Here is a 17,480-nt window from a genome sequence, read left to right as displayed (position 1 = left end):
TTTAATTACTATAAAACTTGTTAACAGGGTTGGCTGAATTTGGCTAATCCTGTTAAAATAGTTGCTTTTACTTTTATGTGAAAACAGACTATGACTCAGATTAGCAATCAAGAAATCGAAAAAACGCTACGTAATTCTGAATGCTTAATCAGTAGTATTGAAGTAGCTGCTGCTTATGAGCGTTTGGCGGCTCAATTAAATCTGCATTATGCAGGTCTGAACCCTATAGTCATGGTGGTTATGAATGGTGGTTTAATTCCTGCAGGTCAGCTATTAACACACCTAACATTCTATCATCGTATGCACTATATTCATGCTACTCGCTACCGTGAGAATGAAGGTACTAATGAACTGGTGTGGAAATTTAAACCCGATGTAAATATAGAAGGTGAACACGTTCTTCTGATCGATGATATTTTTGATGAAGGTGTTACTCTGAAGGCTATAGTTGCAGATTTAAAAAAAGAAAACCCAGCCTCTGTTGATTGCTGTGTTTTACTTAATAAAAAACATGAGCGTAAAGTTGAAGGTTTTAATGTCGACTTTATTGGATTAGATGTGGATGACAGATATGTTTATGGCTGTGGCATGGACTTTCATGGTTATTTACGTCACCTTCCAGGCATCTATGCAATTAAAGAAGACAAACTTCCTTAATAATATTAAAAATATAGAAAATGATGGTAAGTTTTTCATGTTTGTAAATTTTTAGATTTAAAAGAAAGCACCTTGCTCTAAGTAAAGGTGCTTCTTTATGGATCATTGAAAAGACATTATAAGAATTGCAGGCTAAGACCTGTGTATCGTTCAGTGGGTGTCAAAACTGCTTTATCAAATGCCTTTTTAGTACTATAAATGGTCACCTGTTTTTTAGCCCGAGTCACTGCTGTATATATAAGCTCTTTACTTAGTAGTCTTGAGTGACTGCTATCGAAGGTAATGGCCACGTGATCAAACTCTGAGCCTTGTGATTTATGAATAGTCATAGCATAAGCAGTAGATACCAATGCTTCATTTAGTAAATTTACTGCAATACCTTGACTTTTATTTTCAAAGAAAACCTCCAGACGACTACTCTCATCTTCAGTCATCAAGCAAATGCCAATATCACCGTTGAACAGCCCTAGTTCATAATTGTTTTGCATTATCATTACCGGTCGACCGTGATACCAAGGACTTTTTCCTAAAGGTATTTTTAGACTGGTAATATGCCAATTGGTAAGATACGCATTAATATTATCATCGCCCCATTCACCATGATGTCCAGCGGTTAAGACTCGAAACTTGTTAAACTCTTCCATTAGCTCATAAAGGATTAATGAGATTTGAAGTGGCACAGATTTTGGGATTGTTGAGTCTAGTAAATTTTGTATTTTATTTAAGTAAGTTGAATAATGTAAGGTTAATTTTGATAGTAGTTTTTTATTGCTTAGGCTATTTTGTTTAACATTATCTGATACTTCTTGCGTTGGTATTTTAATATCAGCTGGTGATTGAGTATCATAAGCATTAACTGATACAAACCCTAGAGATTTATCTTGGCCCAACAACTGCCATACTTTTTTAATATCAGTATTTTTATTATTAATCTGAAACGCTAACTTACCAATACCTGACTCAGAATCGAAACGTCGACTTTCAGTCAATTGTGCATGGATACTTTGCAACTTAGGAATATGGCACAAATCTGCAAGTACAGCCCCCGCATCGACTGCTGCTAGCTGATTGGCATCCCCTAATAATATGAGTCTCGCTCCAGGCTTTACCGCACTAACTAAATGATTGGCTAGCTCTACCCCTAACATTGAGGCTTCATCAATAATAATAATGTCTTCGCCTAATGGATTTTTTTCATGATATCTAGGACGACCGTCTCGACCAATGCCTAGTAATCTATGAATAGTTTTGGCTTCTTGTAGCTGCACCTCTACTTCAGCATGATTTAATGCGGCTTGCAATGATTCTTGCATTCGCTGTGCCGCTTTTCCTGTTGGCGCAGCTAGTGCTAGCCGTGCACTGTCAGTACTAAATTTGATTGGCTGATGCCCCTCTGATTGGGCTTCTTGCGACTTTTGCGCTTGTTGTAAAGCTATTACTAACTGAGCAACGGTATAGGTTTTACCGGTTCCAGGGCCACCCGTAATTATGCTAAAAGCGTTTTCATTCGCAATCTGTACTGCATGGATTTGTTGAGCATTGAGATTGTCTGGAGTTTTTATAGGCAAAGCGGTTATAGGTTGATTTAGTATATTAATAATTTTTTCAGCCAAATTGTATTCTGCTTGCCACGTTCTATGCAGCCAAAACACCAAACTATATTCGTTACACTTATTTGAGTCATTTACTGAATCAACTACTGAATGGTTTACTGAGAGCTGCTGTTGGCTTTGAAAAATTAGAGGCGTTTGTTTTGCATATGAATTTTTAGGATATGAAGTTTTAGAATTAGATTTATATTTACTATCGCTTAGGCTATTTTCAAAATTATGATAAGTAAATAAGGGATGACTCGATAGTTTATCGCCATATCGTTTTAGGCTATCTGCAGCACTTAATAAAGTTTCATTTTCTAAATTTAAATGCTGCATTAATTCAAAATTATGCTTAATCAGATGAAAACGTTCTACTAACTGCGCTTTGTCACTACTTGACAAGCTAGACTGCAACCAGAGTTGTGTTCCATGCGTCAATATAGTATCTAAAAGTTCAAAAATAGAAGTACTAAGCATGGTACCACTACCCTCTTCTTCTTTATTTACGACCTTACTATCAATGACGTCAAACAACGGGCCAGCCAATATATCTAGCAAATTACGTTGCCATTGATAAAGACATACTGAACATTTTGCAATCGTCCCATGCAGGGGTGCTTCTTGATCACTAGCTTTGAATATTAATACGGTATGCCCTTCTTCTAACTGCTTTACCAAAGCAATTAATAACGATTTGAACAGCCAATCTTCTAGATCATCGGTGTTAGTAATAGCACCTTGTTGGGTTTGATTAGAATCTTGCTTAACAAAAGCCTTATAAGTCTGCTGACGACGCTTAATAATATAGTCACTTATGGTACTTGCCCAACTTTCTTGAGGACTAGTTATAGTAGAAGTATTATTTTTATTGATCATTTTTTTATGTCCTACACTATTTATTTCGGTTAATTCAAGCAGTCACTTTGATATAAAACTAAATACTATTAAAATTAAGAGTTGATTAAGAAATAGGCCTACCAAAAAGTTTATCTAAAGCTTTTACAAATTCTATAGGAATATCCCAAATTACTAAGCCATATCTTTCACCACCACTGTTTGATGCACCAGACGTGTTTAACACGTCTACTTTGTCAGTTTGTGATTGGTCAGAATTATATGTACCACGTAAAAATACATATTCGACCGAACCCAAGTATTTATCTTCATTTCCAATGTAGTCTTTGATTCTTAATGACAAATATCGGTGCAAAGCCACTTGATAGATAGCAGCTTGTAACCAATAACCAGCTTTGCTCATTGCTTGTTTTAAATTACTTTCACTATAATTGCTTAGGCTATTTCCTAAATGATTACTTTTATAATCGACCACATAAAACTTGCCAGCATGCTCATAAACCAAGTCAATTTCACCCCGCAAGTAACGGTACAAGTTTTTACCACTTGGAGAACTTAAATTAACATGTTTATCGGGCTCTTCGGCTAAATAATGTCGGAATACTTCAGTAATGGCTTGAGGTTTAAAGCTTTCGGATAGACCCATATTAAAGCCCATTTCTGCAAAGCGCTTATTGGGTGCTATGTCTATCAAGCGCTGTCCTGAAGCTAATAGCGGGGTCTGTAACACCTCCTCTATCCAGTCCTTCAATGCCTGATGTTGTAGCCCTTGGGTATCAATGTTTAGTTTTTTCAACCGTTCTGAATCGATTTCAGATTGATCATTCGATTTTGTAAAACCTAAAGTTCTTAGCTGCTGCTCTGGGCTAGCATATATCAGTGGTAACTGATAACCACTGACAGCTCTATCTATGACACCAGACCAATGTTGATGATTGTTAAAGTCAATCTTTTCAAATATCTCATGCAAAAATGTACCTGCATTGGCGCCACGTACAAAGCTGAATCGGATATCGTCAGCCTGTTTAATCGCATCAACTATTAAGTCGGTCTTTGTACTATCACTAACTATAGTAGAGCTATCTGAATCCATAGTACTGATATCGATATCAGTAGCATCATCGATTCGCTCATCTACCACGGCAAGAGCTTGGCTAGACTCATCTAACTGACGTGCCAGCGCTGTAAAACTGGTTTTTGACCAACCATAAAAGAAACTAACCTTCATTACCTTGTCAAAGGGTTGGTATTCAATAGGCTGAGGTTTTGGGGTATTACCTTGTTGAGTTAGCCCAATGAATCCGTTCGAACCCGTTTTAAAACCCTTTGTTGAGCCATTAATTAAATTGGCTTCAAAATAGGCGTTTATATGAGTTCCTCTAACCATGCCTATGTTATCAATAAGCCTGTTTGGCAACTCAAATTTTGCCTCTTTTGAATCAAACCAATAAAAGACTGGTTTTAAATTTATTTGTCCTTTGTTACTAGGGTCCTGTAAGACTATATAAAGCTGTTCACTGGCTCGGGTAAAGGCAACATAACCCAATCTTTTTAATTCATCAAAATCTTCTTGAGTTTCTATATCCGTATAAAAGCTCTCGTTTGTCCCTAAACCTTTAACCGGTGAAAATCTTCGTTGATTGCCAGAAGCCTGTTTCGGATGATTCAATTGATCCTCTGAATTTGGCTGCACTTGATTTGAAGGCTTTTGTTGTGCATTGTATAGATACAGTCCATATTGCTCACGATTGCCTGACTGTCTACTGGCCTTACCCATACCTAGCACATAGACAATGGGAAATTCTAATCCTTTAGATTTATGAATGGTCATTAACTGTACCCCTGAATCAGTCGGTAACGGGTACTGTTTTGCCCAATCATTATTTGGCGCTGCTTCAATATTTTGTCTAAACCAAGTCAGTAATTCATGCTCTCCCATACCTACCCCATACTGAGCCAGTACATCGGTCACATGGCGAAGGTCCATAATGTAACGGTCTCCGTCTGGCAAAGACGCCAAGGATTGCCAAACGCCATTGGGTTGTACAGGACTCTTATCAAACAAGTAATTTATTGCTGACAAAACTCCATAGTCTTGCCAATTCTGAGCCCCTTTTTTGAGATAACTAATAAAGTCTTGATAACTTCTTCGAGTATTGTCCGCTGGGCTATCTATGCTTAGTTCAGCACTACCTACAGGCACATTAGATTTACTTTCATTAGAATTTATTTGATTTAAATTACTATCAGCACCACTTTTATGATCAGACACACCTGACTCATGATCGCTCATCATTTCTTGGACTTGTTTAATACTAAGACCGTATAAATGACTGGTCAAAACCCTGTTAATCATATCGTGGCGATAGGGATATAACATTGCACTTAGGAGCGCTGCCACATCTTTTGCCATTGCGGTCTCAAATATACTGACATCACTGGTAGTCAAAGTGGGTATATTTATCTTAACCAGCTCATCCTCTACACGCTTTAAGTCTTTTTTTGCTTTTGCCAATACCCCTATATCACTGGGCTTAATCGGTCTACCTTGTAAAGTATAGCCACTGTTCAACAGTGCAGCTATGTGACGTGCTGTGGTCTCATGCTCATCAAAGTCAAGTTCATTGTCATAAGGCAAATGAATTAAACTAACCGGCTTTGTAGATAACACTTCTTTAACCAAAGAACTGTCATGATCTGCCTCTTGATCAAACCATGACAATTCACTTTTACTATTGTGCGCTTTGATATGCTGATAGTAGATCCCTTCACCTAGCTGAGACAGATCATTGCTAACTGAGTCCGTATTTGGCATACCAAACCAATGGTTTAGCGATTCAATAAGGCTACGGTTAGAGCGCCTATTGACATTCAGAGTCCAGATATTATTTTTATGAAACTGACTTTTCATATGGTTGTAGTTGGCCACATCGCCACCACGAAAACCGTAAATTGCCTGCTTAGGGTCACCTACCAATAATAAAAACTCATTTTTAGGTTTGGTTTTTTGTTGTTTATCTGAATTGTTTGAGTTTACTTGCTTGCTGGGTAAATAAATACTTTCTATCATAATGGCTTGTTCACCATTTATATCCTGCGACTCATCAATTAAAGCCACTGGATAATGATGACGTATATAACGTGCCAGCTTTACACCTTGTCTTCCGGTTAAAGCTTTATTTAACCGTACCATTTGCAGGCTAAAAGTAGTTTCTCCTTGTTCTTCCAAAATAACGGGTAGCATTTCTCGTACTGCTAATACTATGTCACGGTTTAAGTTTGCCAATATTGAGAGAATATGAGTATCTAATCCCTCAGACATATCTAAGACAGCCATAAGACAGTCAATGGTTTTTAATCGATAAAAATCTTGATGCTGTTTTTCTTTATTTTTATTGAAGTTTTTAATCTTGCCCTCTTCATCAGGGTATCTGGCATCCTTTAAAGACTGTAACAACTTTTCAGCGTCTTCACTTAAGTAATTATTAAAAGAAATTTTATGCGCAGCAATTTGCTTATGTACTTCCAATATTGAGTCAAATTTTGTAAATAAACTTGAACGACCATTAAAGCCCTGTGATTTTCTAAAATCTGGATTTAGATAAGGCTTGATATCGCTCAAATCAATAGATGTAAACTTATCTAAAAGTTGCTCATAAGATTCAAAATCAAAGGAATTTTCAACTTGGATTTCATCAATGGGCGCTGAAAAAAAGTTTAGAGAACGTGATACGTATTTCTTATGATCATCAACGGATGTTAGTTTGCCTTTTTGTTCCATTAACTGATATAGCTTTGGCTGATCATGGTACAACTTGCTTTGAAACTGGCGTAACTTGTCATGAATAATGCTATCAGTGATTTGTTGAATACTGGCATCTTCAATAATTGACATACCTTGTTGATGACCAGTTTCACTGCTGTATTCAGCCAACCACTTCTGCGCCAAACTGTCGAGCGTACCCACGAATAAATTATCCAAAGTGGTTAATACCAAGGCAGTACGTTTTATGGCCTCATTTAATGAATAAGTCGTGGTATGGTCTAATAGATAGCTCACCAAATGCAGGTTAATAGGATCCTGCATTATCGTACCTAATCGAGCTAATCTTGCTTCATTAACTAACCATTCATCACGGCTTTTTTTAGCATTTAACTTGGCACTGTCTATCGCATTTTCTTTGTTTTCATCATCGTGTTTGGCATTGTCTTTAAACTGGGCTTTGTCTTCATTCTTTTGCTCTAACTCATATGCTAAATCTTGATTCAACTCAGTTTCTGGTTCTTTTTTATTGTCTAAAGTAACTTTATCCGTCTTATCCTCAGGCACTATCTGTAAAATATCTGGATACAGAAATAGTTTATTATCCTCATTCGCACTTAAACCCTCTACCCACTGGATTAGTTGATAAAAATCTACCAAACGATCATGAATACGCTGTCTCATTTCAGCTGCAGCGGCACGAGTAAACGTGGTTGCTATAATTTGCTCAGGCGATCGGCGTCCTTCAATTAGTAAACGTAATACAATGCCAGTGAGGGTCCAAGTTTTACCAGTCCCAGCTGAAGCTTCAATCAAATGTTGGCCATGTAATGCTACTTCTACCGCTGGCACTATATTGGTCGACAATGTCATGCTAACCCCTCTAAGTTGCTAAATATTGAATCATATAATGGTTTAGACAAAGTGGTTAATGACATAGATAATGCCTTAAAGACATCTTGATCGCATAGTAAATACTGCCATATAGCATGCTGTGAACAAGTATCAAAAATCACGTCATTGCCATAATTAGGCGATAACCACTCTGAGAAATCTGATCGTTTTGGCCAATAAGTTCCCTGCTCTTTTTCTTCAGCTTGATGCCATTTCTGCAAATACAATAAAGCATACTCAGGCAATAAAGTTAAAGGCATTACTTCTGACAACTTGCCAAAAATAGCCCATTTTATTAGTTCCGCAACTGCCTGCTCATAACTTATAGGGTTTAATTTGAATGTTGTATATTGTTTATAAGCCTCAAGCTTTGCGCTACTTTTATTAAAATGCCAAATACTCATGCCATCATTTAAAACCACTTGCTCTGCAGTAGTCTGTCTTGCCACTTGCCAATACAAATGGGACAACCAGAATTTTAATAAATGCCTAGGACTGGCAGAGTTGGGTAGAATATTAAGCCATTGCTTTGGTGATTGTTCATTATACGACAGACCTGAAGTCAAGTTAGTTTGACCTTGCTTTGCCTGTAACGGTACTAAACCCTTTATTTTGATAACGTTTGGAAGCAGTTGTAGCCAATTTTCGATATATATGTGGGGGTCATTGTCTTGTACAATTAGCTGACTGATAACCGTTTTTGATGCTATACGTACAGGATACTCAGATGTGGGTGAAAGCAAGCTTAAAAACTCGAGCGTACTGCTGGACTCTTTTAGATTAAGGTTTAAGCCTTCAAGCTCAATCGCTTGATCAGAGCAATAACTTATCAACTGCTGTTTAAACAGCTGACATTGTAGCTCTAAATTATGAATTTCGTTGGATAATGTTGTTTTTCGAGCCACACCTGCCGGCATGATATTTTGATACTGCAATGCCTTTTGATTTAACGCTTGTTGTTGGGCAATATCACTATCGGCATTACCGACTTCAGCCTGCATTGTTTTTAGATTTTGAATCAAGTTTTCTTTAATTTTGTAGGCCGATAAATGATCTAAAAATAATGGCTCTTGAGAAGCTATAGATTCTTCGCCTTGTAATACATATACCTTTTGATTTCGCAAATATGTGTTAGCGGGATGACGAACTTTGTAAGCAAGATCTGCTTCAATATCTATCTCTTCAATATCAAATAAGCTCTGCGATAGACTTTGTTCATTATTAACATTAAGCATAGCCATTAAAGTTGCAATAAGTTGATTATCCAGAACGCCCAGTTGACCAAATTTCTCACCAAATAATTTAGCGATAGCTTTGTACTCTTTGTCAGTGGGCAAAGTTACCCGCTGGGATACAGTTATAGAATGGCGGTTGTTCAGAGTCTCAAATACCGCCTGCCATAAGGGAGCTGGTGGAAATTGCTTTTTTTGTTGAAGCTTGGTTTGAAACATGGCTTGCTGTAAAACAGTATCGAGCTCATCAATTTCAATGTCGTCCATTATGTCTGACTGTGTGGCGTTATCCGTTTGTTGATTATTAAACTTTTCTTCTTGCTCAACTTGCACTTGAAACAGACTATTATGAAATGGTAGCGCAGGATGCTCAGTGACCAACCATTGTTTGACCAACCTTGGCAGATATCGTTTAAGATTTTCTGTGGTCGAATCTATGCCTGTCGAATTTATGCCTTCTGATAAAGACTGTAGAGAACTGACTCGCCACTGTACCTCCCCTTGCAAGAACTGCAAAAGCTCACTGACTGGGTTGGCCGGTAAATGTTCATGAGTATCAGTCAGACTTTGACCGTTATAGAATATCCAGCAAGCACTACGGGCACATAATAACGCATCTAAAAAAGCTCCATTATCATCATCTTCACTGACTCTATCGCCACGTCGTGCATTAGTCGCTTTTATTAAATCATATCTATTGTCTCGATCTCGATTAGGGAACTCAGATAAGTTCATATTGAGCATAACCACCAGATCAAACGGAACATTTCTTAATGCACCAAAGCGACCAAAAGTTATTACCCCTGTCGGCTCCGCACTTACTTGCTGGCTTTCAAGTTCGTCCTCGATACTATCTAGCATAAAACTTAGCTTTAAAGGCAGCCTTTCTACCCCCGAAAGTCTGGTTTCTACCTCTTTGGATTTTGCGCCTTGATCCGTTGAATATTGAAGATAATGGCGGTTAGCACGTAAACTTGATTTAAAGCCGTTCATTGCGTTATAAATAGCTCGCATACTACGAGTTTGGTCAACATTAGAGAAGTAACGATGAATGACATTTGTCTCAATTTGAGACAGCCAATCCTCCGCTTTAAATTTCAGTTTATAATCGCCGCGACGCTCTTCTAATCCGCTAAATATACGACACAAAGCTTCGATAATAGGGGCATCATTCAGACTTACCTGCGGCAATGGCAGGCTCATTTCATGTATAGCGGATTCCGGCCACTGATTTTCTTCAATCGGGTATAAACAATCCGTAATTTCGGCTTCTGGCATCACCAGACCCAAGGTTAAACGGTCTAATGCCTGAGCAAATGTAAAACGATAATCAAAGTCCTGATTATCCAAAGTTTGCTGTAAATGCAGCTCATCAAAACCGCGTACAAAGCCTGCTTCAATGAGTAAATCACAACCACGACTCATCTGTTCATGAGTCAGACCGAAGCTTTCATGTAATGGAGGCAACATTAACCAATCTAAGACCTCAGTTGCTGCAAATCTAGCACTATCACTACCAAGAAGTTTATAAAATCCAATAATCGCTTCCCACAAGTGACGAATTGAAGCATCTACCACACCTGTGACCTTAGCCGGCAAGGTCAACCCGTCTTGACCTTTTCCACTAACAAAGATTGAGCTTATGAGCGCATGGTGACGCTCAACATCGGGCAGCAACACCACAATGTCAGAGATATGCCGTTTTTTTTCACCAATTTTGGTGGGTTCATTCAGCCAGCGCCCAATCATGATGCGCAGTATTTCAAGCTGTCGTTGTAGGCTATGGCATGAATGGATACTTAAACTGTTGTCTTGACCAAAGCTCCATTCCCGATGTTTAACAAAACGTTTGCTTTCAAGAACATCATCATCGTACCACGCCCCCTTTGTTTCCGATTCTTTTGGTTCGTCGTTATCCGATTCCCCTTGTAACTGTTTACTAATGGCTTTAGTGACGGTTACAGCAGCTGCTTGCTGAGTACCTTGCTCATCTAACATTAATACATCATTTTGAAGTCGATGTAACAAACTAGGTTCATTGGCTAAATCTTGTTGATTATCGTCATCCACAAATTGAAAATCATCATTCTCATTAAACTCATCTCCATATTCGTCTTCAAAGTCATCGATCCATTCAACGACCGCATTTTTGAATTGATCATTACCCGAAAGATTAGCGAGCATAGCAAATGTATCTCGTGACTGTTTGCCGAGACGCGACAACAAGCTATGACCGTAATCTCTTAAAAACACACTTTCAGGATTAATAATTTGTTGCCGTTGTAACCATGACTTATCAACAATATCCGCCCAAAATAACTTCGAGGGATTATAGTGAAGTAAAGTAATGTCCATGTATAAGGATAACTGCTGCAAGAAATCCAGTTCTGTTTGTGGTAACTGTTGAATAGTAAAGATACGCAACTGTTTAGGCAATTGATATTTCTCGCCAGCACTATTGGTTTTTAATGCAACCCAAAACTGTTTTTCTAACGACATTCGGTATTGATGTACATCAGCAAATAGATTGAACCATAAAAAACGTTGTGCTTCTTCTAGTTCAATATAGTGTTCAACTAGCCAACCCGGTGTGCCTCGGGCATATTTGTCAAAACGCAAGGATAAGGCGTCCTTTTCGGCGATCATCTGTTCAACATTTAGCTTTTTATTAGATGACCAAAGTTGTAGCCAATCTTCCCTATGCGTTAAATAGCGGTTAAATACCCGCGCTAAATCACTAGCCAGTTGCCATAACCTTGCGTCTTGTTGCGATTTTGCTGACTGCGCCTTATCCTCATTTGATTTGTCCGAATTGTTTAAGTTACGAGAGTTATTTGAAGCAATATTTAGTGATCCGTCTGAGTTAGCTTGTGTCTTATTTTGTTTGTCGGTTTGTTGATCAATTGGTAGGTCACTTTGTTGATCAATAAGAGAATCGACAATGGTATTGAGTGGATGATCCTTGTCTTTAATAATGTCTGGTAAATAATACGTCAAATAACCAAAAATACGCCACTGCATAACGGTAGGTGACAATACTGCTACCTCAGGTACATTTAAGGTCTCTTCATTTGGATTTTTGCTAAGCAAATATTCATTATGACGTGTTAATACCTCTTGCATTAATGTCCACTGATATTGGCCCCAGAATTTGGTCATAACGAGAGTGCTAATACCAGCACGACTGGCAATGGTTTTGTCAAGCCAATCTCCTAATACCATAGATGGTACAATAACGACAAAAGGCTCAAATATAGATTGTTGAACAGATTGGTATTCAAGCAACAATTGATCTACTAATTTTTCTGTACGGTGGGATTGGATTATTTTGAACATATCGGTATTCTTATATTGGTTAGTTTTTTTTGCTGACCACTACGATAATCATACTGCATTCTAAATTTAAAAAAACAAGTCATGGTGGATATACGACATATTGTGTCGTGAATATATTTTTTAGAGTTACATGCTAACTGTTGTAGAGTTTTATAGTAAGGCATATCAAATCATAAATGAAATAAACCGTACATTTGAGCGCAAAAAAAATCATTCTAAAGCGTAAACTTAGAATGATTGGTTAGTAAGAAAAAATTTAAGAATGATAGCGTCTAGTGATTTGATGAGCCAGAGGCGCCAATTCCAGTTAAAGATCGAACATATTGAGCATCAAAGCCTGCTCGGTCGATAGCCGCACGCGCAGAATGATCGGTTATTGATACCAACCAACTTACAATGAAAGTCATCGGCATACTAAATAATGCTACATTCTTAAATGGAAATAGCGGCGCCTCATGATGCAGTACATCTACCCAAACTGCAGGACCACAAATGATAAGGACTACTGCAATTATTAATCCAGTAAATCCACCAATTACTGCACCACGCGTTGTCAAACCTCGCCAAAACATAGATAAGAACAATATTGGAAAATTAGCAGAAGCTGCTACCGCGAATACTAAGCTTGCGATGAACGCCAAGTTTTGTTCTTCAAATACCAGTCCTAAAGCTATCGCTGTCACACTCAATACGACAACTGTAATTCGCGATACACGCATTTCTTGGATAGGATTGGCTTTTCCTTTCTTGATCACACTTGCATAGAGATCGTGACTGACCGCTGAAGCACCTGATAACGTTAGGCCAGCGACCACAGCTAGGATTGTGGCAAACGCTACTGCCGATATAAAGCCTAGAAACAAGTTACCACCTACGGCATGTGCTAAATGAATAGCGGCCATGTTCGCTCCGCCAACTAATTCAGTGGTGCTCACCCCATCTTTAATAACAGTTGTTAAGTATTCAGGATGTTTTGCCAATATCACAATAGCGCCCATACCGATTATAAATATAAGTACGAATACATAAGCTATACAGCTAGCTGCGACAAAAACAGATTTACGCGCTTGTTTAGCATCTGGCACAGTAAAAAATCGCATTAAAATATGTGGCAGACCAGCGGTTCCAAATAATAACCCTATCCCTAGTGATATCGCCTCTACGGGATTAGCCACAAGCTTACCTGGTGTCATAATTGCAGCATGTTGACTATGTACAGCGACAGCAGAACTAAATAAATTATCTAAGCTAAAGTCAACTGAATTCATTACCATCAATGCCATAAATGTAGCACCAGACATCAATAATATTGCTTTGATAATTTGTACCCAAGTCGTAGCCAACATGCCACCAAATAGTACATAAATCATCATTAAAACACCAACTGTCATAACCGCCCATTTATAATCCAACCCAAACAGTAACTGGATTAATTTTCCAGCACCCACCATTTGTGCAATCAAATATAAGGACACAACCACTAAAGTTCCTGATGCAGCAAATATACGCGCTGGGGTTTGGGCGAAGCGATAAGAAACCACATCAGCAAAAGTGAATTTACCTAAATTTCGCAGACGCTCAGCAATTAAGAATAGTACAATTGGCCAACCAATAAGGAATGAAATAGCATATATTAAGCCATCATATCCACTGACGAAGACCATACTTGAGATGCCTAAAAAGGTCACAGCGGACATATAGTCGCCGGCGATAGCAATACCATTTTTAGTTCCTGATATGCCACCTCCTGCCGTATAAAAATCACTTGTGGTTTTATTTTGTTTAGACGCCCAATAGGTTATCCCTAAGGTCGCTAAAACAAATATCAAAAATATAATAATTGCTAAGATATTAATCGGCTGTTTATGCACTTCACCTTCAAATGTACCCGCGGCATACGCTGGCATGTGAATCAGCGTACTGAGTATCGAAAAATTGATAAAATGAATAAGTTTAGCCAGATGAATTCTGGAAATAATTTCCTTTAACATACAACACCCTCCATGGTGCCACAGCATAATTTTAAAAACCTAATTTTAAAAACTTGTATGGTATGAGTTTATGACATAATAATCATTTAAGAAGCTATTTATTCAATAAGCTTTGAGTAAAGAAGCTATTAGTTTAATCCTTAAACCCTGCCACTTACGATATCGTCCACTACTTTATGGGTCATCGTATCAAATTTGCCATTAGCAATCCGTACGTATATGCCTGTAATCACAACTGCAAAAATAATCACAAAAAAGCCGGCGTATACACCAATTGTCGTGGTCATGCCGGCTGAAATAGGAGTACCTAGTAAAGACTTGTCAAAACCGATAAGTAGCATATAGCCAAAATATATAACAAAAGTAATAATTGAAAATGTTCGACTAATACTAGCTTTTTTTCTTGCCATGTTTTGGAATTCGGGATATTGCAAAATCCGCTGAACTTGAGAATCATCCATCATATCGCTCCTTGATATAAAATTGGACAAATGGTAAAGGAATGCATTAATTATTAAAAAAGCCATGAACCATAAGTCGATTAATAACTAAATCGATACATTTAGTTCCACCTTTCTAATATAACTATTATTGTATATAAATCCCCAATAAGTCTAGTGATATATTTTAAAATATACAAAATTTTTCATGGTTTTAAATTCATAGAATTCTGCTGTATTAGTTTATGCTTTTAATTCGCATTGATATGCCTGAATGTGTCTATAATAAAGGTATAATCATGCTCTGCTGTCAATAATATGATAAAATCCCGTATCAAAAATTTTGATAGCTTTATTCAAGTTTGAGTTAAATTAATTTTTAAATCGATCAAAATTAATATTGATTAAAGTTTAACGCCATAATTTACTTTAGCTATTTATAAATATTATTTTTTTATGTGCCTATAGCTCAACAGGACAGAGCAATTGCCTCCTAAGCGATCGATCGGGGTTCGAGTCCCTGTAGGCGCACCAACCATTTACTTTCAAAGCATCCTCGCACAATCTCAATCTACCTATTATCTTTAAATCATTTGTAATTCAAATACATTTTTTCTATTAGCACCATAGTATGTTATTCAATAACTTATTTAATAGGTTGTTAAATAGGTTGTTAAATAGGTTGTTTAATTATATTAAATATTATGTTTAATAAATACCTTATACTGTCTTAATGTTTCTCTTCATTGTATGGGCTAAATTTATGTTAAATAAGCCAATGCCATTTCTACTATAGAATACATTAAGGAACTCTCATCTTGCTAGCCAAACCAATTCGGCTTAAAACCTTCTTCTATGCTTTAGTCAAATTTTTTGTACCGCCTTTAGTAGGTGCGCTTCTTATAACCATAGCTTTCACAACAAATATGTAGTTTGATAGTTTAACGCAGAGTCTCGACTTACCCTTTAAAGCAGAAGTAAAAATCTTCTTAAATAACCTATATACCTTTTATGTATATTATTTATTGGTTTATATGCCGTTTTTTATTTACCTGACAGTTTTAAAAGCATTTGATAAGCTTGGTATGATCACTGTCTTAGTTAGTGGCTTTGTCTACGGGTTATCACCAATTTTATTCGATTCGAGTACAACACTATTAAATCTTATGCTGGTTATGATAACTGCTATTAGTGGGGTACTGTGTGCAGGATGTTACTATTGGTTGGATAGCTTATTTAAGAGTGACATTAAATCGCAACTAACTTAAAAAATTGCAACTAACATAAAAATGCGTTCTTGCAACATATTAACCCACTCTTATTGTGGCTTGTCATAAACAAAAAAACCATATTTTTAAAATATGGTTCATTGATTATAATGGTTAGTAAATATTAATTTGAAACTCGACAATAATTGACTAAATTGATTGTACAAATTAAATATGAAAACTATTCAAGATTAAACATCATAATTTAATCTAGTCATTAATTACTGGTTGTCAACTGACACTGGCTATATTCATAACTTCAGTAGCTCTACTTTGATCAATATCAATAGTATCAAAACCTCCACCGGAAACTTCAATTAATTTAATATTCACAGATTCAGAATTTCTTACTATAACATTATCTAAATTAGCTATATCGAAATCAAAAACTGCGGTATTGGCTGGGAATATTAAATTTGTTTTACCAACAAAATCAGTCTTATCTAACATTGTTCCCCAATATTGAACTTCAACATTTATATCTGTTGTAGCAATGGTTAAATCTCCATTATTGTCTCTTATTTCAATGGTAAAGGAACTGCTACAGGTTTCATCGTGGTCATCATGGCTAACTTTGCAATTGCCTTTGATTGAAGCAAGAGCTACATTATTTTCGCCACTTTGATCACTGATAGCATCAGTATGACCAGAACATTCTTCAATATGAGCGTTTACGCCGTTGGTTAATACAATGTCAAAGTCCCCATTACATTGTTTATAATCTTTTTCTGAAAAACATAATGTTACGGTATGTGAAGTAATTCCAGGATTAAAAATTAAAGTACCAGTGTCAATTATATATGCGCTTATTTCCGGTGATGTGTCTTTGCCTAATATGTAATCAACTGTTATGCTTTTATCTAAATCAGCATCAGATAAAACGATAGTAAATTCAACCAAGCCCTTCATTTCATCTATAATCATTTCTTCAATTTTAAGGTAGCATGGTGAGCTTATAATCTTAACGGCTACACTATCATTCTCACTATCAATGGTTATATTCTCATTATTATTGCATTCGGCGGATGTAAGCTTAATATTGATATAGTCCAACTCCGTCGGCATCATTTCTTGGTCTTCAATTATGCAGTCTAATTTAGACAGACCTGAAGCTATTTTAAATGTTTTAGTACCAATGTATTCGTCTCCATTTTTACAAGTTGCTGTGTACATAACCGTAGCCAAGATATCATTAGATATTTTAACAAGTTCATTATTCATACTTAGCTGAATTTGAAAACGAACAGCTTCACTGTCGTTAACACTATTTTGATTAGCAATAACAGAAATTTTTACTTTTTTTAAATCAATAGCATTTAATTCATTAATATGCTTTGATAAATTATCGTGGTTATTATCGCATGGTAAAACTGTGTCTAGATTTTTCATTATCTCTCCTTGATTCACCAAATATGATTTTTATCATTTGGAATATTACAATCTTGCAAA

General features: G+C 36.8%; 7 protein-coding genes and 1 tRNA gene. 2 read left to right on the top strand and 6 right to left on the bottom strand.

Annotated features, from left to right (window positions below; genetic code table 11):
• Window positions 1-90: 90 nt before the first annotated feature.
• Window positions 91-657: a hypoxanthine-guanine phosphoribosyltransferase gene (locus QZ265_RS05420; RefSeq protein WP_296404155.1), complete on the top strand. Its 567-nt coding sequence runs from the start codon at window positions 91-93 to the stop codon at window positions 655-657.
• A 116-nt stretch (window positions 658-773) separates the two neighbouring features.
• On the opposite strand, the gene recD is transcribed toward QZ265_RS05420, so the two are convergent.
• From recD to QZ265_RS05395, 5 genes are all read right to left on the bottom strand, one after another.
• Window positions 774-3,128 carry an exodeoxyribonuclease V subunit alpha gene (gene recD / locus QZ265_RS05415; protein ID WP_296404153.1) on the bottom strand — a complete coding sequence of 785 codons (2,355 nt, stop codon included), beginning with the start codon at window positions 3,126-3,128 and terminating at the stop codon, window positions 774-776.
• Between the two features lie 85 nt (window positions 3,129-3,213).
• On the bottom strand, window positions 3,214-7,743 hold the full coding sequence (locus tag QZ265_RS05410) for a UvrD-helicase domain-containing protein (RefSeq protein WP_296404151.1): 4,530 nt from the start codon (window positions 7,741-7,743) through the stop codon (window positions 3,214-3,216).
• The gene (locus QZ265_RS05405; RefSeq protein WP_296404148.1) at window positions 7,740-12,332 is read right to left on the bottom strand and encodes an exodeoxyribonuclease V subunit gamma; all 4,593 of its coding nucleotides are present in this window, start codon (window positions 12,330-12,332) and stop codon (window positions 7,740-7,742) included. Before QZ265_RS05405 ends, QZ265_RS05410 begins: the two co-directional genes overlap by 4 nt.
• A gap of 272 nt (window positions 12,333-12,604) precedes the next feature.
• Window positions 12,605-14,323, bottom strand: coding sequence for a cation acetate symporter (locus QZ265_RS05400; protein ID WP_296404146.1), 1,719 nt, complete (start codon window positions 14,321-14,323; stop codon window positions 12,605-12,607).
• A gap of 140 nt (window positions 14,324-14,463) precedes the next feature.
• Window positions 14,464-14,787: a DUF485 domain-containing protein gene (locus tag QZ265_RS05395; protein ID WP_296404144.1), complete on the bottom strand. Its 324-nt coding sequence runs from the start codon at window positions 14,785-14,787 to the stop codon at window positions 14,464-14,466.
• A 434-nt stretch (window positions 14,788-15,221) separates the two neighbouring features.
• Here QZ265_RS05395 and QZ265_RS05390 point away from each other — a divergent pair.
• A tRNA-Arg gene (locus QZ265_RS05390) sits at window positions 15,222-15,297 on the top strand.
• A gap of 965 nt (window positions 15,298-16,262) precedes the next feature.
• Here the strand turns inward: QZ265_RS05390 and QZ265_RS05385 are convergent.
• Window positions 16,263-17,420 carry a hypothetical protein gene (locus tag QZ265_RS05385; RefSeq protein ID WP_296404142.1) on the bottom strand — a complete coding sequence of 386 codons (1,158 nt, stop codon included), beginning with the start codon at window positions 17,418-17,420 and terminating at the stop codon, window positions 16,263-16,265.
• Between the last annotated feature and the right edge of the window lie 60 nt (window positions 17,421-17,480).

This window comes from Psychrobacter sp., from assembly GCF_018260395.1.
Taxonomy (GTDB): domain Bacteria; phylum Pseudomonadota; class Gammaproteobacteria; order Pseudomonadales; family Moraxellaceae; genus Psychrobacter.
The sequence above is the reverse complement of the archived record's forward strand: the minus strand, read 5'-3'. Positions and strand labels throughout refer to the sequence as shown.

What these genes read in the sequence shown, in the direction of transcription:
- QZ265_RS05405 (WP_296404148.1), bottom strand. Translation starts at nt 12,332, where the DNA reads ATGTTCAAAATAATCCAATCCCACCGTACAGAAAAATTAGTAGATCAA.
- recD (WP_296404153.1), bottom strand. Translation starts at nt 3,128, where the DNA reads ATGATCAATAAAAATAATACTTCTACTATAACTAGTCCTCAAGAAAGT.
- QZ265_RS05395 (WP_296404144.1), bottom strand. Translation starts at nt 14,787, where the DNA reads ATGATGGATGATTCTCAAGTTCAGCGGATTTTGCAATATCCCGAATTC.
- QZ265_RS05385 (WP_296404142.1), bottom strand. Translation starts at nt 17,420, where the DNA reads ATGAAAAATCTAGACACAGTTTTACCATGCGATAATAACCACGATAAT.
- QZ265_RS05410 (WP_296404151.1), bottom strand. Translation starts at nt 7,743, where the DNA reads ATGACATTGTCGACCAATATAGTGCCAGCGGTAGAAGTAGCATTACAT.
- QZ265_RS05420 (WP_296404155.1), top strand. Translation starts at nt 91, where the DNA reads ATGACTCAGATTAGCAATCAAGAAATCGAAAAAACGCTACGTAATTCT.
- QZ265_RS05400 (WP_296404146.1), bottom strand. Translation starts at nt 14,323, where the DNA reads ATGTTAAAGGAAATTATTTCCAGAATTCATCTGGCTAAACTTATTCAT.